The following is a 20,439-nucleotide window of genomic DNA, read 5'->3' as shown; positions in this document are numbered from 1 at the left end:
AGTGACTTGTGGCTCGGCGCCGGTGGTGTGTCGGCCCCGAGTCCCGACGATCGCCTACGGCAGGTCGACGATCTCCTTGCCGAGCGGCAGGAGAGCGACCGGGATGAGTTTGAAGTTGGCGATTCCCATCGGGATGCCGATGATCGTGATGCAGAGCGCGATGCCGGTGGTGAGGTGGGTCAGGGCGATCCACCAGCCGACCAGCACCACCCAGAGCACGTTGCCGAGGAATGACCCGAGACCCGCGTTCGGCGTGGAGACGACGGTCTTGCCGAACGGCCAGAGCGCGTAGACGCCGATGCGGGCGGCGGCGATTCCCCAGGGGATGGTGATGATGAGCACGAACATGATGAGCGCGGCCAGCATGTAGCCGAGGAACAGCCAGAAGCCCGAGAGCACGAACCAGATGATGTTCAGGAGAGTCCTCATGATGGTATTCAGTCTCTCAGGTCGCGCGCACGGTGTGCCGGCGAGCTCGGTTGATTCGGGCTTGCAGCGTGCTGGCGTGCCGCTGGGCAGGATGGGACCCGACGTGCGGCTTCACGGGCCAGATTACGTTGAGGAGAGACTCGATGATGAGTTCCGGCCTCTTAGGTTCAGCGGCTTGAGTGCGGGGCAACGGCCGGCTGTGCGTGCTGAAAGCTGGCGAGAATGAACCTGAGCCGACTGTCGTGGGTGTGGCAGACATTCGTGCGTCAGTGCCCGACCTGGTCGCCAGTCAGGTGATCGTTTCGGCGCTTGTCTGGGCGGGGGGGGCCTCAGGTGCCTTGACACCGCTTGCGAGGGAGTCCAACGTCTAGTTGGGGAACGCGATGATCGCGCCAGGCGGCGCCAGAGCAAGGAAGTTCTTCACCACTGGATGGAAGGCAATCTCGATGAAGACACACTCGAGTCTTGACATAGCGGGGCGGGGACGACGCCGAATCGTCCGGGGAACAATTGGGGGAGGAACTGCCCTCATCCTTTTGGCGTCCCTCACTGGATGTAGCGGTGGCACTGCGCGAACGGGTAGCCAATTACTCGAGTACGTCGCAAGCGGCCTGGGACGCTCTGCGCCAGAGGTAGAGCAACTCGCCAAGGCGCGTTCGACCGCTGCGGTATCCAGCGATGATCTGTTGCGGAGTTGGGCTGAGTGGGTGAAGGAACCGAGTAACGCTCGAGACAACGCCCTTGCCGTGTCGTGCCAGACGGCGATTGACCTGTCCACCGCAGGGAAGCCGCCCGACGACGAATCCCTCGTTACCCTTCTCAACAACATTGCTTCACTCTCGCCAGAAGTTGGCGGTCTGCTGCAGGTGAAGGGGCTAAACGAAGCTGCCGCGGAGGAGCTTGCAGGGAAACGGAATGCCGTGCAGTTTTACGTTCAATTGGAACGCTTTAAGGATGCTGTCTGCGTGGTCGAATGACGCCGAATCAGTGCGTTTGCAGGGAGTGAGCGGCGGTTATATGAACGGTTTACCGGTCGGGCTGCGGAGTGGTGGTGTCGGTCCACTGGGTGAGGGCGACGATGAAGCCGTGGATCAGGCGTTCGAAGCTCCGGTTGATGTCTGCGCTCATGGCGAAGGACCCCGCGGTTTCGAAGGAGATGAACCCGTGCAGGGTGGAGCGGAAGGCGCGGATCGCGTCGATGGCGTCGTCGCCCTCGAGGTGGTACGCGGTGAGTACATCGGTGATCAGCTGAATGACCGCGAGCGACACGGCTTCGTCATCGAGGTCGCCCGGGGCGGGCATCCGGTTGGCGGCCTCATACCGGGCGGGGTGCTGCAGCGCCCACTGGCGATACGCCCGGGACATGGCGGAAATGGCGTCGGGACCGGAGCGACCGACGGATGCCCGCGCGAGCACCTCGCCCATGTCGCGTTTGGCGTGCACGGCGATGTCGCGGTGGAGGCCGGCCATCGAATCGATGTGCTTGTAGAGCGACGGCTGCCGAACGCCGAGACGGGTGGCCAGTGCGGCGAGGGTGAGCGAGTTGAGACCGACTTCATCGGCCATCACGGCCGCCTCTTCCGCAACCCGGTCGCGGGTGAGCCCGACCCTAGGCACGGGTACGTGCTCCAGTCCTGGCGCTGAGGCGTCGTCGAGCGAAAGCGGATGCTGTTTCCATGGGGCTAAGGATGACTTTCTTTCTGGCTAGTGTCAATAGCCAACCCCGCGTGCTGGCGACGTGGTCCTGATCGGCCTGGGTGAAGCATCCACTTTTCTAATCTGGCTATTGACACTAGCCAAAAGGGGATGCATAGTAGCTGCATGACCTCCTCCACTGCAGCTTCTGCCTCGTCGACTCAGTACCTCGCCCGCCCCGAGGGGCGCATCGCCTATGACCTCCAGGGCGCCGGACCACTTCTCGTACTCGTGCCCGGCATGGGTGAGTTGCGGTCCTCCTATCGCTTCCTGACCCCGGCGCTCGTCGGCGCCGGCTACACGGTGGTCACCACCGACCTCCGTGGGCACGGCGACAGCGACACCACCTTCTCCGGCTACGGAGACATCGAAACCGCGAGCGACATCCAGGCCCTGATCGCACAGCTCGGCCGGCCGGCGGTGATCGTCGGTAACTCCCTGGCCGCCGGGGCCGCCGTGATCGTCGCCGCGGAGCATCCCGCCCAGGTCGACGGTCTGGTCCTGGTCGGCCCCTTCGTGCGGAACCCGCCGACGAACGTGTTCACTCGCGGGCTGTTCCGCGTGATGATGGCCCCGCTCTGGATCGCGCCCATGTGGAAGAGCTATATGCCCACCCTCTACGCCGGCCGGAAGCCCGACGATTTCGTGGAGTATCGCACGGCGGTCATCGCCAGCCTGACGCGCAAGCCGTACGGCAAGGCCTTCTCACTCACCACCCAGCAGACCACCCACGACCCCGCCGAGGCGAAGCTCAGCGCGGTGACCGCCCCCACGCTCGTCATCATGGGCGACAAGGACCCCGACTTCAAGGACCCCGCCACTGAGGCCCGTTTCGTAGCGGATGCCCTCCACGGCTCGGTCGTGATGGTCGCCGAGGCCGGCCACTACCCTCAGGCCCAGCAGCCGGACATCACCGCGGCGGCCATTCTCGGATTCGTGAAGACCCTGGCCCGCGCCTAGGCCGGGCTCTCTCCGGTGGACTCGCTGGCGCGGTGCCCGTAGGCGCCGGAGGTGAGGACGCGGTAAGAGTCGGCGTGGGAGCCGCTCATCTCACCTCCATTGTGCCGGGAGTCACTGGCGAAGGCCATGACCCGTGGCTAGCTGACGAGCGACTCCTTGCGCGTGAAACCCGAGAAGGGTCGCATGTAGGTCGAGCCGAAGCCGTCGAGGATTTCCTTCGCCGCGGCATCCGGTGTGCCGAACACGACGAAGCCCGTGATGTCGACGCCGTCGAGGAAGCGCTCGGCGAACTGGGGGAAGACCGTCGTGACGTGGCTGACGACAGCCGCTGAGTCTCGATACATTTCAAGAATGTGCACCAGGGTCTCGTCGTCGTTGACGCTGTAGTCGTAGATGAGCGAGCCCTCTTCGGCCTTCGTCGCTGCCACGAGCGGCTCGATTGCTTCGGTGAAGTCCTGGAACTTGCCCGGCTTCACGTCGCAGGTCACTAGCCAGTAGATTTCTTCGCGCATGGTCGTTGCCTCTCTCGATGCCTCACTCGGTGGATCCGCTGCGGTCTGGGCGCCAGAACAACCCGTCACGCCTCGGTCCGAACTATCGAGACCGATGCTAGAGCGCACGAACAGCCGGTCGCGGAGAGTGTCGAGTATCTGAACACCCGGGCCGATGCTCCGCACGACGCGGCGCTCGTGGACTTGCCGGGCGTGCGTGGTGTGGGTCGGGTGCGTTCGCGGTGGCGTCGGGGGATGCCCGTGGCCACGCCGTTGAAGGCTCGTTGCTCGCGGGCTATGGTCGGAGAACCCGAGGCGAGGACGCCGCGGGTTCGGCACGAAGGTGGAGGGAACAAGCGATGACGAATCACACGTACCGCGTCACGGAGATTGTCGGGACGTCGCCGGACGGAACGGATGCGGCCATCCGCAGCGGACTCGAGCGCGCGACCCGTACGCTGCGCAACGTGGACTGGTTCGAGGTGGTGGGCACCCGCGGGCATGTGGAGGACGGCGTGATCCACCACTTCCAGGTGACGCTCAAGGTCGGCTTCCGGCTGGACGACGCCGATGAGGTGGCCGATTCATGACCAAGTACCTCATCTCGTTCCCGAGCAGCGCGATGGTGGTCACCGACGAGGAGTTCCCGGTCGCTGTCGTCGACTCCCATGCCGTGGTCGCTGAGGCGAAGGCGGCCGGCGTCTGGGTCTTCGGCGGGGGGATCGACGAGGGCGTCGCTCCGGTGCTCGTTGCCGCCGATGGGTCGGTGAGCGCTGAGCTCTATCCGGGCTCCGACCTCACGGGCGGGTTCACCGTGCTGGAGCTGCCGACCCGGGAGGACGCGGTCGAGTGGGCGCGGAGGATCGCGGTGGCCTGCCGGTGCGCGCAGGAGCTCCGCGCGTTCGGGTACGACCCGGAGAGCTAGGGGCGCAGGGCGAGGCCGGCGGGAGTGGTCGCATCCGCCGGGCGTCGAGACCCAGCTGTCGGCCGGCATCCGCTCGCGGCGGTAACGTGTGTTACCTTGTAGTTGGCATAACAAGCAACCGGGTGTGACACGGTACAGGACGCGAGGCGGGACCATGGCGATCGAGGGCGAGGCGATTCCGTCTCAACTGCGCAAGGGCGTGGTCGAGCTCGCCGTGCTCGCCCTGCTGCACCGGGGCGAGGCCTACGGCGCCGAGATCGTCGACCGGCTCGTCCAGTACCCGGGCCTCGCCATCAGCGCCGGCACCGCGTACCCGCTGCTGAATCGGCTGAAGAAGACCGGCCTGATCACCTCGGAGTGGCAGGAATCGCCCGTCGGCCCGCCGCGCAAGTACTACCGGCTGTCGCCCGCGGGCGAGCGGGCCTTCGTCGCGATGACGAAGGTCTGGACCGCGATGAGCGCCGACATGACCGACCTCCTGGGAAAGGACGCGACCCATGCGTGACCACTCCGAAGCGCTGCCCGGCGACGGGCTCCCGCCCGCCGGGGCAACCGCGCTGGTCGACGCCTACTTCGACCACCTGGGCGCCGCCGCGGCGCGACTGCGCATCGACATCGACGCGGACTCCCTCGCCGAGCTGCTAGCCCACGTCGAGCATCGCCTCGACGGGACCGATCGCAGCGACGACGCGGTGCGCCGGGTGCTCGCCGAGCTGGGCGAGCCCGAGGAGCTCGCGGGCGCCTATGCGGCCGACGATCCCGACTCCGACTCCGATTCAAACTTCGACACCGACCATGGTGTCGACTCCGGCATCGACCACGACGGGGGCACGGATGCCGCCGCTCGCGACCCCCGGGACCTCACCACCGGGGGACTGCCGCGCACCCACCGGGCGGGCCGGTTCCTCGGCGTCCCCTACGACACCCGGCAGCCCACGTCGGAGCGCTTCGCGAGCCGGTCGTGGGACCCGACTGACCCGAACATCCTCGTGCCGAAGGCGCTCGGCATCGGCTGGACGGTCAACTTCGCCGCGCTCGCCGTGCGGGCGCACCTGATCCGGCCGGACGACGAGGACGAGCCGTTCGCCGAGGCGCCCGCGTGGGTGGTCACGGCGACGCTCGCTGCACCGATCCTCGCCGGGGTCGCGTTCGCCGCCCTCGCGGCCGCGACCTGGGCCGGTCTGCCCGAAACCGTCCCCTCGCACTGGGGACTCACCGGCGAGCCGGACGGCTACTCGAGCCGCACCGCCAACCTTCTGCTCCTGAGCGGGTTCGTGCTGCTGCCGCTGCTCGCCGCGGCCTGGGTGCACCTGGCCCGGCGTGGGGCGTGGAGTCGGGTCGCCGCATCCGCCGGGAGTCTTGCGCTTGCGCTCGTCGCGCTCGTCTGCCTCGTGCAGACCATCTTCGCGGTGCAGGGCGGCGCCGGAATGTGGCCGACCTGGGTCGGGCTGTTCCTCGTGCTCGTGCTGCCGTTGGGGTTGCTCGTGGGTGTTTCCCGGAGTGGTCGCGCCGCCGAACAGCGCCGCGACTTCGCGTCGGCCTCGAAGAAGGGTTCCGTGTCATGAATATGCCTTTGTCGTCACTCCCCGGGTGGGTGTGGATCGTCATCGCGGTGATGGGGGTCGTGCAGGTCACCCTCGACGTCATCGCGCTCGTCGACCTGTACCGGCGGCCTGCCGAGCGGGTTCTCACCGGCAACAAGTGGGTGTGGCTGGCCGTGATCCTGCTCGCCAACCTGCTCGGCGCCATCCTCTACCTGGTCGTGGGCCGGAAGCCCGCCGTGCTGGACGCGGCAGCGTCGGCGCCCCGGCCGCCCTCGATCAGCCCCGACGCGGTTGCCGACTCCTTGTACGGGTCACGCAACGACGCCGCCGGGCAGCCGGGCACCGAGCCACGGAGTGAAGCCGGCCCGCGATGAGTCTCGCGATCCGCACCAGCGGCCTGACCAAGACCTACGGCGAGCACCGCGCGCTCGACAACGTCGACCTCGAGGTCGAGGAAGGCTCGATCTTCGGGTTCCTCGGCCCGAACGGAGCCGGCAAGACGACGCTGCTCCGGATGCTGACCGGCCTCGCCCGGCCGACGAGCGGCGGCGTGCAGATCCTCGGCCGCGACGTCACGGCGGTCGACGACTCGATCCGCGCTCGGATCGGCTTCCTGCCCGACGTGCCCGGCTTCTACGACTGGATGACCGCCGAGGAATTCCTCCGGTTCGTCGGCCGGCTCTTCGCGATCGACCGGCGCACCCTGGATGAACGTGTCGGCATGCTTCTCGGACTCGCCGGACTGACCGACGTGACCACCGCGATCGGCGGGTACTCCCGCGGCATGAAGCAACGGCTCGGGGTCGCCCAGGCGCTGATCAACGCGCCCCAGCTGCTCCTCCTCGACGAGCCGACGAGCGCCCTCGACCCGATGGGACGCCGCGACGTGCTCGAGATGCTCAGCTCGCTGCGCGGGCGGACCACCGTATTCTTCTCGACGCATATCCTCGCCGACGTCGAGCGGGTCTGCGACACCGTCGCCATTCTCGACCACGGTCGCGTGGTCGCGCACGGGCCGATCCAGGAGCTCACCTCCCGGTACGCCGAACGCAAGGTGATCCTCGAGGTCACGGATGCCGCGGGCGGCCTCGCGGAAGACATCTCCCGCGAGCCGTGGGCGACATCCGTTGCCGTGGGGCCCACCGGCGCCCTCGAAATCACCGTCACCGACATGGACGCCGCCCGCCGGGCCATCCCGGTGCTCGTCGCCGGCCGGCACGTCGGCTTGTGCCGCATGGATGCCGGTGAGCTCGGCCTCGAGGACGTCTTCGTCAGCCTGGTCGGAGGGGGGACCCGATGAGGGGATTCGCAGCGTTCGCGCGCAAGGAGGTCCTCGAGATCGTGCGGACCTGGCGACTCTGGGTGCTCCCGGGCATCGTGCTGTTCTTCGCGCTGACCGGCCCGGTGATGGCCCGGTTCACGCCGGAGATCCTGCGAGCGGTCGCGGGCGACCAGCTCGGGCAGTTCACGCTCCCGGACCCGACGTATGCCGACGCCTACACGGGCTGGATCAAGAACCTGTCCCAGATCGTGCTGTTCGCGCTGATCATCGTCTACGGCGGCATCGTCTCCTCGGAGCGACGCAGCGGCACCGCGGTGCTCGTGCTCACCAAACCGGTGTCGCGCGGCGCGTTCATCCTCGCCAAGGCGACCGTGCATTCGGCGTTCCTCGCGATGCTCGTAGTCGCGGGCACGCTCGTCACCTGGGGCGGGACGGCGATCGTGTTCGGGGAGGCGCCCGGCGGGGCGCTCTGGTCGGCGTCGCTCGCCTGGCTGGTGTTCGGCATCCTGTTCGTCGCCCTGATGACGCTGCTCTCCGTGGTGATCAGCCCCACGGCCGGGGCCGCCGGTGCCGGGCTGGGCGCGTATGCGCTCGTGTCGATCGCCGCACTGTGGACGCCCCTCGGCACCTATTCACCGGCGGCGCTGACGGGCGTGCCGACGTCGCTCGCGCTCGGCAAGTCGGTCGAAACGTTCTGGCCGGTGTGCACGGCGCTGCTGCTGGCCGCCGCCCTGGTCGCGCTCGCGGTCGCCGCCTTCCGGCGGCAGGAACTCTAGGCCTGCCGGGCGGTGCCTGCGCCCCTTTCGGCAGCCCGCGCCCGAAACGGCGGGCGCGGGCTGCCGAAACCGGCGCGGGCGTGGGGTGAACGGATGCGGCGCGACCGGTGAGCCGGATACGTGCGGCGACGGGCGGCATCCGATCGCGCCGCGCCCGTTTCGGCACGGCGCGCCCGAAACGGCGGGCGCGGTTTGCCGAAACCGGCGCGGGTGCGGGGTCAGGCGGGCGCGGGCTGCCGAAACCGGCGCGGGTGTGGGGTGAACGGGGTGCGGGCGTGGGGTGAACGGATGCGGCGCGGCAGGTGAGCCGGATACGTGCGGCGACGGGCGGCATCCGCTGGCAGGTGCTCGTCAGCCTTGGTATTCGCGGGCCGTCGCCGGCTCCACGACCCCGGCGTCGGCCATGAGGGGTACCGGGATGAGCGGTTCGAGCGTGGCGGGAACGGCGGTTTCGGAGCCGGCCGCACGCACGGCCGCGATGCCGCCGAGGATGAGCGCGCCGCCGAGGAGCTGGAGGGGCGTGAGCTGTTCGCCGAGCAGCAACCAAGCGAACAGGGCCGCGAAGACGACCTCGAGCAGTGAGACGAAGGAGGCGAGCCGCGACCCGAGGGCTTCGGCCGAGGTGATGCCGGCGACGTAGGCGAGCGCGGTGCTGACGACCGCGACGATGACGAGCGGCACCCACCACGGCAGGGCGGTGCCCGCGAGCGGCACCGGGCCGAACGTCGCGGAGAGGGGGAGAACGCCGGTGACGCCCAACCCGCCGAGCACGAGGCCGCCGAGCACGAGCCCCGCGGCCGCGAACCCCACCGGAGGCAACCCGTCGCTCGGGCGGGCGGCGATCACGAAGTAGATCGCGCAGCCGACCATGGCACAGGCGGCGAAGGCGAGGCCGAGCGGGTCGACCGCGCGAATCGCGCCGGGGCCGACCACGAGCACAAGCCCGCCGACGGCGAACAGCGACCCGACCAGAACCAGGGCGTGCGGGATGCGCCGGGTCATCACCCACACGACGCCGACCAGGAGCAGCGGCGCGAGGAGTTCGATGAGCGCGGCCGTGGCGACCGGAATGGTCTGGATCGCGGCGAAGTAGAAGAACTGGGTGGCCGAGACGCCGGCGAGGGCCATCGCGAGCACGCGCCACCGTGCCCGCCACAGGGCGGGCCAGGATCCGCGCAGGGAGACCAGGGCGAGTGGCAGCAGCACGAGCCCGCCGACGAGCACGCGTGCGGTGACGGCGGCGCCCGGGGACCAGCCGGCCTCGAGCAAGGGCTTGATGAACGCGCCGGAGGTGCCGAAGGAGAGCGAGCCGATGACCGCCACGACGAGACCCGCGGAGGGCGACGAGATCTTCATGGGGCTCCTTCTGCTGCCGGCTCTGCTTCCGGCTTCTGTCGCGCGCTCTGCTGCGCGCGCAGCGTTACGGTCTACTATTCGGTATGACCATAACGTTAGGCGATGGTCGGGTTAGGAGTCAACATGCAGTTTGCCCATGACACCGTGGAGTCGCTCGAGTTCGCGGTTGACCTCGGCAACACCGATCCCGCGGCCTCCCGCAGCGGCACGGATGAGCTCGCCACCCTCGAACAGCTCGCGGACTTCCTCGCCGGGTATCCCTTCTCCGGCCGTATCGACGGCGACGAGGGCGAGCGGCTCGACGTGCTGCGCGCCCGTGACGAGGTGCGGCTCGTCTGGACCCGCGACCGCGACACCGCGGCGCTCCAGGTCAATGCCATGCTCGCCGAGGCCAGGGCCCTGCCGTACCTCGCCCGGCACGACGCATCCGACTGGCACCTGCACGCGACCACGCCCGATGCGCCGCTCGGCGAACGCCTGCGCGTGGAGGCTTCGCTCGCCCTGATGGACGTGATCCGGATGGACGAGATGCGGCGGCTGCGCATCTGCGAAGCGGATGACTGCGCCGGCCTGATCCTCGACCTCTCGCGTAACGGGTCCAAGCGTTTCTGCAGTGCGCGCTGCGGCAGCCGGATGAACATGATCGCGTTCCGAAAGCGGAAGGGCGCGGACCCGCAGGACTGAACCGGGTCTCGCGGAACGTTATGTCGGAGATTTTCGCGACTCGCGGCATCCGCTGCCCGGATACGCGGCGTGTCGCGAGAATCTCCGACGGTGCGCCGCGGCACTCTAGGTCACGCCGGGCGGAAGGCTCACGCTCAAACCTGCGGCGGATGCGGGCGGCGAGTAGACGGAGAAGCCGCTCGATTCAGAGGCGGCGACCCCGTCGACGACTGCATAAGTTGGCCACGATCGTGGCCCGGCAGCTCCGAACACGGCCCAGGCATCAGGCGAGTAGCCGGTGCTGAATCGTGCGGGGTACCGTATGCCGTCGAAGCCGAGCGACTCGAACAGGGCCGCCCACTGTTGCGGAACGCCGTAGCTGTCCATCGTGCTCAACTCACGGGTGACACCGAACGTGGCGGCGTCCGCCGCGGCCACGTCGGCACACTTCTTGCCCGCGCTGAGGTCGAGCTCAGTGACCTGGAATTCCTCGGCGGCCCAGCGGGGCACCATGCCGGATGCAGCGTAGCTGGGTCCCAAACGCTCGCGGACAGCAACGGCCACGGTGTCGGCGAGATAACAGGTGCCGAGTGGTGGGGCCAGATCGAAGCGACCCCCGCCCGGGCCGCCGGGCGCCGACGCGAAGAACCAGGCTCCACGCCCGATCGGGTGGGAGCGGTATTTCCGTTCGGCTCCCCGAGTATGTACTGCCGGGAAGCCGGTGAAGTCGCGGCCCGGAAGGGGATTGGCCTGAAAAGTCGCCTCCCGGCTCACGGCGCAAGCCGAGCGGCATCGTTTCGCGCGGCGTCGAGAACCGGTCCCAGCTCGTTCGACTTCAACAGGTCCGCCGCAGAGCGACCGCCGAATCGGGGTGTCTTCACGTTGAGCCAGAGCGCCTGCGACCATTCGTCACGTGCGGCGGGGAGCAATGCGTCGATCACTGGCCTCAGGTGGGGAAGGGGTTCACCGCCGGGGCCGAACTGCCATGCCGGGAACAGGAGCGACTTCGCATCCGCCGTCTGTACTGCGAGCAGCACGCCCTGGTTCCTCAGCTTGTGGACGTGCTGGCGGCTGACGCCCTTCCACTTAGCGATCGCCGAGGCCTCATAGAAGGGACCGATCTTCTCCTGCCAGATGCTTGTCCCGGGGATCGTGGCGACCATGCGTTCCGCCACGGTGCGAGCGTTACCGGCGACGGATGCTTCGAGACGGTCGGGAAGACGTTTCGCAATCTCGGTCAGAAGCTCGGCCTGGTAGTCGGTGAGCATCAGCGTGCGGGAGTGGCGCTCCCCGGGGGGTGTCTGCGCTTCGGCGTCGGGTGTCATCGTGAGCCCTCCCGGTGAGTCGTCGGCTGTCATCTCTGTCAACCAAGCCTAGCTTCGGTGTCATCTCTGTCAACCGACTCTCGTGAGGTGAAATCGCCGACTTGTCTCGCCCGGGGCGGCGGCGCGACTGTTGAAGTCGGTGGAATGCTGCATGATGAATGGGGGTCCGTCGTGCGCACCGCGCGGCGTGTCGAGTCGTTCTGAACCGTGTCGAGTCCAGGGGAGGTGAGCATCGTTTCTGCCGAGGTCCAGTTTTCCGAGTCGTTCAGCGTGTTCAGCCACCTCAACGCGCAGAACAGCGAGATCTACCGCCGCGTGCTCGGCACCTTCGTGACGGCCAAGGAGCGGTTCCAGGTGCATCTGCGCCCCGACGACGTGCTCGGCCAGCTGCGTCGCGATGCTGCAGTGGATGCCGCGGAACCGACCCCGGGCGCAGCCGCCAATCCGGCCGCGGGTGCGACCAGTGCGACCGTCCCTGTGCCAGAAGACCTGTCGATCGAGGCCGTCACCGCGGCCCTCGACTCACTCGTCGGCTGGGGCAACCTCCTCGCGTCGCCCGACACCGGCCGCGTCGTGCAGGTCGAGGACTTCTACCGCAAGCGCCATCTGTTCCAGCTGAGCCAGGCGGGCGAGGCCGCCGAACGCGCCCTCGAACGGTTCGAAGAGACCCTCGGCCGCCGCGGCGCCCTGCAGAGCGTTGCCCTCGAGGACATCGCGGTCACCCTGCACGAATTCGTGACGCTGATCGGCGCCGAAACCCCGGACCTCGGCAAGCTGCACCAGACCCTCGCCGCGCTCACCCTGCGCTTCACCGAACTCGCCGACAACGCGAGCGCGTTCATGGCCTCGCTCCAGCGCACGATCGACCTCACCGACACCGACGAGGCGGCCTTCGTCGCCTACAAGTCGCGACTCGTCGACTATCTCGAACGCTTCATCCAGGACCTCACCGTTCGCGGCCCGCAGATCGCGACCCTGCTCGCCCGCGCCGACAGCGCGGCGGTCGACCGCGCCCTCCGCGCGCTCGCCGAACGAGAGGCAAGCGACGCCCTCGTGCAGGTCCCCGATCCCGGAGATGCCGAGCATCCCGTCGGGCCCGATGCCCTCGCCGAGTCGGCGCGTCACTACGCTGTCTGGGCGAACCGCTGGGAAGGGCTGCGGTCTTGGTTCCTCTCGAGCCACGGCAGGGACAGCCAGGCGAAACTGCTGCGGATGGCCGCGCTCGCCGCGATCCCGGCCCTGCTCGACGCCGTGCGCGCCGTCAACGCGAGGCGCTCGGGCCGCTCCGACCGGTCCACCGACTACCTGCGCCTCGCCCAGTGGTTCCAGGAGGCGCCCGACGACGACGACCGTCACCGGCTCGCCCGGGCCGCCTTCGGCCTCTACTCGGCCCGGCACCTCACGGTCGACTCCGCGACCTGGGCGCACTGGAGCGACAACGCCGCGCTCGTCGGAGCGCCCTGGGCGGATGCCCCCGCGATCGAAATCTCTCCGCAATTGCGCCGGACGGGCAGTTACGAGCGCAAGGGTCGGCCGAACCAGGTCATCGACCGCTCGGCGTCCCGGGCGCTGATCGCGCTGCAGGTGCGCGAACAAGCCGAGCAGATCGCCGCGGCGCGAAAGCGTCTCGCGACCGATGGCACGGTCGAACTGAGCGCGCTCGCCGGGCTCGACAGCACCGCCTTCGGCCTCTTCCTCACCCTGCTCGGCGACGCGCTCGTCGCGCGTCCGCCCGAGGGCGGGCCGATCCGCACCGCCTCGACCGACGGCACCATGAGCATCGAGCTGACCGAGCTGCCGGATGCCGGTTTCGTCGCCCTCGAGACCGAGCGCGGCACGCTCTGGGGTCCCGACCACCTCGTGCGTATCACCGACCTGATGGAGGAAGACGAGGACCGGCCGGCCGGCGCACACGCCGCTGATGCCGCCGATGCCGAGGCCGAAAGCTCAACTCACGGGCGCGCCGACGCGGAGGAAGCCGGCGACGTTCAGGCTGGGTCTCCGGCGCACGCGTCGCACTCGCGCGCCGATGCCGACTCGGATGCTGATGCAGACGTCGACGTGTTTGTGGAGGTGTCATGAGCGTCTCGGCGGTCGACGACCGGCAGCGGGCGGCCCGAATGCTGCTGCGCACGCCCCTGATCCGCTCGACTGAAGAGGAGCGCTACCGGCTCGTGCGGCGGCACGCGGGTGACCTCGCGGAGTGGTTCGACGTCCATGCCGGCTGGACGCTACACGTCGACAGCGAGGTGGTGCGGCTCGACCGGGAACCGGCGTCGGTGACGGATGCGACGCATCCGTTCGCCGCCCGCCGCGGCGGGGTGCCGTTCTCGCGCCGCCGCTACGTGCTACTGATGCTCAGCCTGTCGGTGCTCGAGCGCAGCGACAGCCAGATCGCACTCGGCCGCCTCGCCGAGCAGGTTCTCGTGGTTGCGACGGCGCCCGAACTCGTCGCGGCCGGCTTCGTCTTCGAACTCGGCAGCCGCGAGGAACGGAGCGACCTCGTCGCGGCCGTGCAGCTGCTGCTCGAATGGGGCGTACTCGCCCGGGTCGCCGGCGACGAGGCGGACTTCGTCCAGAACACCGGCGACGCGCTCTACGACGTATCCCGCCGGGTGCTCTCCCAGCTCCTCGTCACCCGGCGCGGCCCGTCGACGATCGGCGCCACCACGCTCGCCGAGCGGACCTCGGCCATGCGCGACCGCGGCACTGCTCCGACCGCCGACCTCCGCAACCTACGCCTGCGGCACAGCCTCACCCGTCGCCTGCTCGACGACCCCGTGCTCTACCTCGACGAGCTCGACGACGACGAGACCGCCTACTTGCGCGGCCAGCGCGCCGCGATCTGCCGGCGCATCACCGAGTTCACGGGGCTCGTCGCCGAGATCCGACTCGAGGGCATCGCCATGGTCGACTTTGACGACGACCTCAGCGACGTGCGGATGCCCGAAAAGGGCACCGAAGGACACGTCACCCTGCTCCTGGCCGAGTTCCTGGCTCGCTGCGGGGAATCCGATCTCCTGGTCGACGACCTCGTCGTGCACGTGCGCGCCCTCGCCCCCGACTATGCCAAGTTCTGGCGGAAGGGCGCGGCGGACGACGCGGCCGACCTCGTCGAGACCGCTCTCGGCCGCCTCCTGGCCCTTCGGCTCGTCGCCCGGGACGGGGAAAGCATCCGTGTACTGCCCGCCCTGGCCCGATACGCCCTCGCTGCACCGACAATCATGGGAGCTCGACAGTCGTGACCCTGGACACAGTTGCACCATTCCGTTCCGACCCGCGGCCAGTGCCGACGAGCGTGCGCTGGCAGCCGCAGCGACTGGGTCTCGTCGACCTCTTCTACTACGACAACGAGGAGTTCCCGTTCGTCGACGGCCGGCTGCTGCTGCGCGGCAACAACGGCGCGGGCAAGTCCAAGGTGCTCGCACTGACCCTGCCGTTCCTTCTCGACGGCGACCTCTCGCCCCAGAGGGTCGAACCCGACGGCGACCGGCAGAAGCGCATGGAGTGGAATCTGCTGCTCGGCGACGAGCACCCGAACGGTGAACGCCTCGGTTACAGCTGGCTCGAGTTCGGCCGCATCGACGAGGCGGGCCGGGCGCAGTACGTGACGATCGGCGCGGGACTCAAGGCGGCGCGCGGCCGCGGTATCACCCGGCATTGGTTCTTCGTGACCGAGCAACGCGTGGGGGAAACCCTCGACCTCATCGACGCGAGCCGGCTCGCGCTCGGGCGTGACCGCCTCGCCGAGGCCCTCGGCGACCGCGGGCGGGTTTACGACACCAAGGGCGAGTACCGGCAGGCTGTCGACGCGAAGCTCTTCGGCCTCGGCGAGCGGCGCTACGCCGAACTGATCGAGCTGCTGCTGCAGATTCGCGCGCCGCAGCTCTCCAAGAAACCGAGCGAGGCCGCCCTGTCCGAGGCGCTGACCCGCGCGCTGACCCCGGTCAGCGACGACGTGATCAAGTCCGTCGCCGACGGAATGCGCTCACTCGACGAGGAACGCGACGAGGTGCAGCAACTTGCCGCCGCCCAGAAGGCGGTGCACGGGTTCCTGCAGCACTACCGAGCCTATGCGCAGGTGATGCTCAAGCGGCAGGCTGTCGGCCCCCGCCGCGAGCAGTCCGACTTCGACAAGTACGGGCGGGCGGTCCTCGAGGTGACCGCGGAGCTCGACCGGCTCCGGGAGTCCCTCGACGCCAACGCCGCGGCCACCACGGAGCGGCGCACCAAGCAGGGGACTCGCGAGGCCGAGCAGGAAGCGCTGCGCGACAGCGTGCATGCCAAGAGCGAGCGACTGCTCAAGCTGGCGGATGCCGCGGCGACCGCAGCCGGGGAACGTGCGGCACTTGCGGAGGCTGGCCTCCAGCGCGCGGATGCCGCCTTCACTCGCGCCGATGCGGAGGCGACGGACGCCCGGTCCGAATTCGTGGCGGGCGCGACCGGCTTCCGTGAGGCCAGCGTTTTGGCGGTCGCTGCGGCCGTGGGTGCCGGGATCGAGCACGACTCGGCGGGGCTCGGGCTCGTACCGGACGAGTCCGGCTGGCCGGTCGCGCGCGGTGGACGGCGTGCCGACGCATCCGGCGGCTTCGACGGCTTCGAGGCGGCCCTCCAGCGCGAGCGTACCGCGACCGCTGCCCGCGTGTCCCGACTACGTGAATCCCTAGACCGGGTCTCTGCGCTGATCACAGTGCTGGAGCAGGCCGAAGGGCACCTCGGCGCGGCGGACCTGCGCGAAGCCGAGACCGAGACCCGGCTGGCGGAGGCGACCGACGAACGCACCGTGGCGGATGCCGCGGTCGAGGCCGCCGTCGATGCTTACGTCTCCGAGGTCGAGATCGTGCTGGCCGGACTCACTGAGCTCGCCGTTCCAGATGACGCGTTCGGCGCCTTCGCCGATTGGGTGCGACTGCGCACGGGCGAGAACCCCGCGAGCACTGCGCTGCGCAGGGACGCCCAGCGGCTGCAGGCCGAGCTGGAACGGCAGCGCGCTGACCTCCGGCACCGGCTCGGCGACCTCGCGATCAGGCGCGAGGCTCTCCGCACCGAGATTTCCGGGCTCGAGCAGGGCGACTCGGTCGAGCCGACCCTGCCGCACACCCGCACCGCCGCGCCCGAGGGGTCCCTTCCGCTCTGGCGCGCGGTGAGCTTCACAGACGAGGTCAGCGCGGAGCAGCGGGCCGGGCTCGAGGCCGCTCTTGAGGGCAGCGGGCTGCTCACTTCGCTCGTGCTGCCTGACGGGGACCTGCGCCTGCCCGGCAATGGGCAGTTACTGTTGCGCGGGGCGCGTGCAACGGCATCCGTCGGAACGCTTGCGTCGGTACTCGTCGCTGAGCCGCCCGCGGGGTCGGCCGTGACCGCGGAGACGATCGAGGCGGTGTTGCGAGGCATCAGCCTCGGCGGGGACACAACCGACGGCGGCGCTGATCCCGACTTCGACAACGGAGCCGATTCTGACTCCCACTCCGACGGCACTTCTTCCTCGGCGATCGGCTTCGGCGACGACTCGCCCGCGGTATGGGTGAGCCTCACCGGCCGGTACCGCCTGGGTTCGGCGTTCGGCGCCTGGTCCGTCGACACGGCCCGGTTCATCGGAGAGAGTGCACGCGAAGCGGCCCGCGCCCACCGGCTGCGCGAGGCGCGAGTCGAACTCGACACGATCTCCGCGGAGCACCAGGGCCTGGCCGCCGCCCTCGACGGGATCGCCGCCCGGTCCACCGTCATCGAACACGAGCAGGCGGCGGTGCCGCATCCGACCGCGCTCGAGACAGCCGATCGGGCCTCGGAGCGTGCCGCCGACCACGTCGCCCAGCGCACGAGCGAACGCGAGGAGGCCCGCTTTCGCTCGGCCGTGGCCCGCCGCGAGCTCGCCGAGGCGGAGGCTGACCTCGCCGCGGATGCCGCCACGCTGCACCTCCCCACCCAGCCGGAGGCGATCCGCGGTCTCGGCTCCGCCCTGTCGAACTATGAAGGAAGGGTCGTGAGCCTCTGGCACGCGGCCGAGCGCTGGGCATCCGCCGGGCGTCGGATCGGGCGAGCCGAAGACCTGCTCGCCGCCGCCAGCGACGACCACGACCGGACCCTGGCCGAGGTCGAGTCCGCCGCCGGCGAACGTACCCGCAGCCGCAGCTACCTTGAGACCCTGCGCGGGCAGCTCGGCGCCGACGTGCAGGGTTACCGGGACCGGGTCGCCGCCGTGGTCGCCGAGCTGAAGTCGATCAGTGCCGAGCTGCGCCGCCTGGGCGAGAGCGCTCGCCGGGACGGCGAGAAGAAGGCCGGTCTCGGGGAGCGGCTCCGCGGCATCCGTGCGGACCAGGACCGCGTGGCCGCGAACCGGGTCGCCGCCGTCGCCGCACTGCAGCGCACGACCGCGCTCGGCCTTGTGCAAGTGGCCGACCTCGCCGCGCTGGCCGTCGTCGAACCGGATGCCGGGGGAGACACCGACTGGACCGTGACCCGCGGGGTGCAGCTCGCCCGCGCGATCGAGGCTGCGCTGCCCGAGGTCGACGCCTCCGACGAGAAGTACAGCCGGCTGCAGTCGCAGGTGTTCACCGAGTTCGCCGACCTGCAACGCTCGCTCGGCCGGCACGGGCACGAGGCAGCCTACTATCCGAACGACGACGGGGTGCGCGTGGTCGTGACCTTCCGCGGACGGGAGATGCTGCTCGTGGAACTCGGCGAGCAGCTCGGAGAGCAGATCGAGCAGCACCTGCGGCTGTTGAGCGCGAAGGAGCGCGAGATCATCCAGTCACACCTCGTGACCGAGGTCGGCGCGCAACTGTCCGAGCTGATCGGAGACGCCGACCGGCAGATCGTTCAGCTCAACGAGGAACTTCGTGCCAGGCCCACCACGACGGGCATGATCCTGCGGGTGCTCTGGAAACCGCGCCCGGACGGGCCGGCCGGGCTGACCGAGGCCCGGCGCCTGCTCGCGACGACGGCGGATGTCTGGGACGAATCCGATCGGGCCGCGCTCGGAGGCTTCCTGCAGGCCCGGATCGCGGAAGTGCGTGACGCCGACGAGGCCGGCAACTGGTACGACCACCTCGGCGAGGCGCTCGACTACCGCCGCTGGCACCGCTTCACGGTCGAGCGGCAGCAGGGCGGCGCCTGGAAGTCGGCGACCGGCCCGGCGTCGGGCGGCGAGCGGGTGCTCGCCGCGAGCATCCCGCTGTTCGCGGCGGCGTCCTCGCACTATCGCACCGCGACCAACCCACACGCCCCGCGGATGATCATGCTCGACGAGGCCTTCGCCGGCGTCGACGACAACTCGCGCGCGAGCTGCCTCGGTCTGCTCGCCGAGTTCGACCTCGACGTCGTGATGACGAGCGAACGCGAGTGGGGCTGCTACGCGGAAGTTCCCGGGCTCGGCATCTCGCAGCTGACCCGTTTCGAAGGCACCGACGCCGTGCACGTGCAGCGCTGGCAGTGGGACGGGAAACGGCGCACCGTCGTCGTCGACGTCGGTGTCGCCGCCGCTGAGGCTGAGGCGGGAGGGCTCTGGTGAGCGAATATGTGGATGGCGGCGGGACCGGGGTCGACTCCGGAGGCGAGGTCAGCGCGGAGGCCGTTGCACGCATCCATCGTCTGCTCGGCACTCCAGAGACGGCGTGGCTGCTGACGCGCATGCGCTCCCGACTCGAGCAGACCGGCACGCTCGTGGGCGTCGTCACGAAGCAGAACGCGAGCGCGACCGAGCGGATGGCGGCGGCCCGGCTCGTCGGTCGGCCCGTGCGCTCGGGGTCGTCGGCTTCGGTGTCGCTCGACCAGCTCGACACCCTGCTGCGGAGGGACGCGTGGCCCGCGGGGCTGGCCTCGGCGGTCACCGAACTCGTCGGGCCGATCGTTGGCCCCGAGGTCCGGCGCGCGGAACGGGCGAGCTGGCAACAGGTCGCCGACACCCTGCGCGTGATCGCCGTCGAACGGCCCGAACTCGCGGGCTGGGTGGACGGCGTGAACCGATCGGGCGCGCTGCGGCGAGTGACGGCATCCGCTTCGGCCGCCCACATGATGACCCTCCAGCTCGGTGTGCTCGCCCGCGCCCTGCCTGCGGAGGGGGAGGCTCTCGGCGTGCTCGCGGCGCGCCTGTTCGGGGACGCGCATGCGCTCGACCCGAAGAGTCCACTCGGGCCGATCGCGGTCGGGCTCGCGGCGGCCGCGTCCGGGCAACCCGCCGGGAACGGATCACGGTGGCGGCGGGACGCGTGGCAGCAGTCGGGTGTTGTCGTGGACGAGCTGTCCTCGACCGTGCTCGCGCTCGGGCTTCCCGGCGGCGTGATATCTCCGACGGCCCGCGCCCTAGCGGCGCTCGCCGAGTCCGGCCAGCCCGTCGTATTGACGTACCGGCAGCTTGCCGTGGATGACATCGGCCGGGCCCCGGCGCTGGTCTCGGTGTGCGAGAACCCTGCGGTGATCGCGGCCGCGGCCGACCGGTACGGTGCTGGTGCTGGTGCTGGTGCTGGTGCTGGTGGCGGTTTCGTACCGATCGTGTGTGTGAACGGGCAACCGGGGGCTGCGGTGCTGCGGTTACTCACGCAACTCGTCGAAGGCGGTTCGCGGCTCCGGTACCACGGTGACTTCGATGCGGGCGGCGTCACGATCGCGCGCACGGTCGCTCGCAGCGTGCCGTGGACTCCGTGGCGATACGGCGAAGCCGACTACCGCGCCGCGTGCGAGTCGAGCCTCGCGACCTCGGCGTTCACCGGAAGCGTCGGCGACACTCCCTGGGACAGTGCTCTCTCCGGCGCGATGGAGGAGTTGCGCTTGCGCGTCGAAGAGGAGTCGGTCCTCGAGGACCTACTCGCAGACCTGAAGCTCGACTAGTCCGGCCATCGTGGTGGCGCCCGCGCTGGTTTGCGCAGGCCGCGCCCGAAACGGCGGGCGCGGTGTGCCGAAACCGGCGCGGGCGTGAGGGCAAGGGGGCGCGGGCTGCCGAAAGGGGCGCGGGCGTGAGTGACGGTGACGGGAGCGGGCCCGCGGAGGTCCTATAGCTG

20 protein-coding genes are annotated in these 20,439 nt (G+C 69.7%); 14 read left to right on the top strand and 6 right to left on the bottom strand.

The genetic code is table 11. The features are described from left to right. Positions 1-54 precede the first annotated feature (54 nt). Positions 55-429 (bottom strand): YccF domain-containing protein, encoded by a 375-nt coding sequence (locus RHM57_RS12400; protein ID WP_134535734.1) that lies wholly within the window; start codon positions 427-429, stop codon positions 55-57. 707 nt (positions 430-1,136) lie between these two features. On the opposite strand from RHM57_RS12400, the gene RHM57_RS12395 reads away from it, so the two are divergent. Further along, complete coding sequence (locus RHM57_RS12395; RefSeq protein WP_322135319.1) at positions 1,137-1,406, top strand: hypothetical protein; 270 nt, start codon at positions 1,137-1,139, stop codon at positions 1,404-1,406. Positions 1,407-1,455: 49 nt separating this feature from the next. Here RHM57_RS12395 and RHM57_RS12390 read toward each other — a convergent pair whose 3' ends face one another. After that, positions 1,456-2,046, bottom strand: coding sequence for a TetR/AcrR family transcriptional regulator (locus tag RHM57_RS12390; RefSeq protein ID WP_322135320.1), 591 nt, complete (start codon positions 2,044-2,046; stop codon positions 1,456-1,458). Positions 2,047-2,250: 204 nt separating this feature from the next. Between RHM57_RS12390 and RHM57_RS12385 the strand changes: the two genes are divergently transcribed. Continuing rightward, positions 2,251-3,084, top strand: coding sequence for an alpha/beta hydrolase (locus RHM57_RS12385; RefSeq protein ID WP_322135321.1), 834 nt, complete (start codon positions 2,251-2,253; stop codon positions 3,082-3,084). A gap of 137 nt (positions 3,085-3,221) precedes the next feature. Here RHM57_RS12385 and RHM57_RS12380 read toward each other — a convergent pair whose 3' ends face one another. Further along, positions 3,222-3,596, bottom strand: a complete 375-nt coding sequence (locus RHM57_RS12380; protein WP_322188247.1) for a putative quinol monooxygenase — start codon at positions 3,594-3,596, stop codon at positions 3,222-3,224. Between the two features lie 338 nt (positions 3,597-3,934). On the opposite strand from RHM57_RS12380, the gene RHM57_RS12375 reads away from it, so the two are divergent. From RHM57_RS12375 to RHM57_RS12345, 7 genes are all read left to right on the top strand, one after another. Beyond that, positions 3,935-4,165 (top strand): dodecin, encoded by a 231-nt coding sequence (locus RHM57_RS12375; protein ID WP_134445971.1) that lies wholly within the window; start codon positions 3,935-3,937, stop codon positions 4,163-4,165. Further along, a complete protein-coding gene (locus RHM57_RS12370) occupies positions 4,162-4,500 on the top strand; it encodes a transcription initiation protein (protein ID WP_322135323.1) in 339 nt (112 codons plus the stop codon). Before RHM57_RS12375 ends, RHM57_RS12370 begins: the two co-directional genes overlap by 4 nt. A 154-nt stretch (positions 4,501-4,654) precedes the next feature. After that, on the top strand, positions 4,655-5,005 hold the full coding sequence (locus RHM57_RS12365; RefSeq protein WP_134445969.1) for a PadR family transcriptional regulator: 351 nt from the start codon (positions 4,655-4,657) through the stop codon (positions 5,003-5,005). Further along, the gene (locus RHM57_RS12360; protein WP_322135324.1) at positions 4,998-6,065 is read left to right on the top strand and encodes a DUF1648 domain-containing protein; all 1,068 of its coding nucleotides are present in this window, start codon (positions 4,998-5,000) and stop codon (positions 6,063-6,065) included. Before RHM57_RS12365 ends, RHM57_RS12360 begins: the two co-directional genes overlap by 8 nt. After that, the gene (locus RHM57_RS12355; RefSeq protein WP_322140931.1) at positions 6,062-6,418 is read left to right on the top strand and encodes a PLD nuclease N-terminal domain-containing protein; all 357 of its coding nucleotides are present in this window, start codon (positions 6,062-6,064) and stop codon (positions 6,416-6,418) included. Before RHM57_RS12360 ends, RHM57_RS12355 begins: the two co-directional genes overlap by 4 nt. Next, positions 6,415-7,344, top strand: coding sequence for an ABC transporter ATP-binding protein (locus tag RHM57_RS12350; protein WP_134445967.1), 930 nt, complete (start codon positions 6,415-6,417; stop codon positions 7,342-7,344). The genes RHM57_RS12355 and RHM57_RS12350 overlap by 4 nt, the downstream gene beginning before the upstream one ends. Next, positions 7,341-8,102, top strand: a complete 762-nt coding sequence (locus RHM57_RS12345) for an ABC transporter permease (protein ID WP_322135326.1) — start codon at positions 7,341-7,343, stop codon at positions 8,100-8,102. The genes RHM57_RS12350 and RHM57_RS12345 overlap by 4 nt, the downstream gene beginning before the upstream one ends. Positions 8,103-8,453: 351 nt before the next feature. Here the strand turns inward: RHM57_RS12345 and RHM57_RS12340 are convergent, their stop codons facing one another. Next, positions 8,454-9,458: a DMT family transporter gene (locus RHM57_RS12340; RefSeq protein WP_322188245.1), complete on the bottom strand. Its 1,005-nt coding sequence runs from the start codon at positions 9,456-9,458 to the stop codon at positions 8,454-8,456. A 123-nt stretch (positions 9,459-9,581) separates the two neighbouring features. On the opposite strand from RHM57_RS12340, the gene RHM57_RS12335 reads away from it, so the two are divergent. Then, positions 9,582-10,142, top strand: coding sequence for a CGNR zinc finger domain-containing protein (locus RHM57_RS12335; RefSeq protein WP_322135327.1), 561 nt, complete (start codon positions 9,582-9,584; stop codon positions 10,140-10,142). 105 nt (positions 10,143-10,247) lie between these two features. Here the strand turns inward: RHM57_RS12335 and RHM57_RS12330 are convergent, their stop codons facing one another. Together RHM57_RS12330 and RHM57_RS12325 are read right to left on the bottom strand one after the other, a co-directional pair. After that, complete coding sequence (locus RHM57_RS12330) at positions 10,248-10,895, bottom strand: RES domain-containing protein (protein WP_281535589.1); 648 nt, start codon at positions 10,893-10,895, stop codon at positions 10,248-10,250. Then, the gene (locus RHM57_RS12325) at positions 10,892-11,479 is read right to left on the bottom strand and encodes a hypothetical protein (RefSeq protein ID WP_322135328.1); all 588 of its coding nucleotides are present in this window, start codon (positions 11,477-11,479) and stop codon (positions 10,892-10,894) included. The genes RHM57_RS12330 and RHM57_RS12325 overlap by 4 nt, the downstream gene beginning before the upstream one ends. A gap of 192 nt (positions 11,480-11,671) precedes the next feature. On the opposite strand from RHM57_RS12325, the gene RHM57_RS12320 reads away from it, so the two are divergent. Genes RHM57_RS12320 through RHM57_RS12305 form a run of 4 tightly spaced genes read left to right on the top strand, consistent with a single transcriptional unit; the run spans position 11,672 to position 20,269 of the window. Next, positions 11,672-13,528 (top strand): TIGR02677 family protein, encoded by a 1,857-nt coding sequence (locus tag RHM57_RS12320; RefSeq protein ID WP_322140929.1) that lies wholly within the window; start codon positions 11,672-11,674, stop codon positions 13,526-13,528. Continuing rightward, entirely contained in the window at positions 13,525-14,691 is a 1,167-nt protein-coding gene (locus RHM57_RS12315; RefSeq protein WP_281535586.1) for a TIGR02678 family protein, read from the top strand. The genes RHM57_RS12320 and RHM57_RS12315 overlap by 4 nt, the downstream gene beginning before the upstream one ends. Next, the gene (locus tag RHM57_RS12310) at positions 14,688-18,953 is read left to right on the top strand and encodes a TIGR02680 family protein (protein ID WP_322140928.1); all 4,266 of its coding nucleotides are present in this window, start codon (positions 14,688-14,690) and stop codon (positions 18,951-18,953) included. Before RHM57_RS12315 ends, RHM57_RS12310 begins: the two co-directional genes overlap by 4 nt. After that, positions 18,950-20,269 (top strand): TIGR02679 family protein, encoded by a 1,320-nt coding sequence (locus RHM57_RS12305; protein WP_322140927.1) that lies wholly within the window; start codon positions 18,950-18,952, stop codon positions 20,267-20,269. The genes RHM57_RS12310 and RHM57_RS12305 overlap by 4 nt, the downstream gene beginning before the upstream one ends. Positions 20,270-20,439: the final 170 nt, after the last annotated feature.

The sequence above is a fragment of the Cryobacterium sp. 10S3 genome (assembly GCF_034344045.1).
GTDB lineage: Bacteria > Actinomycetota > Actinomycetes > Actinomycetales > Microbacteriaceae > Cryobacterium > Cryobacterium glucosi.
Note: the sequence above shows the minus strand (reverse complement) of the source record. Positions and strands in the feature narration are given on the sequence as shown.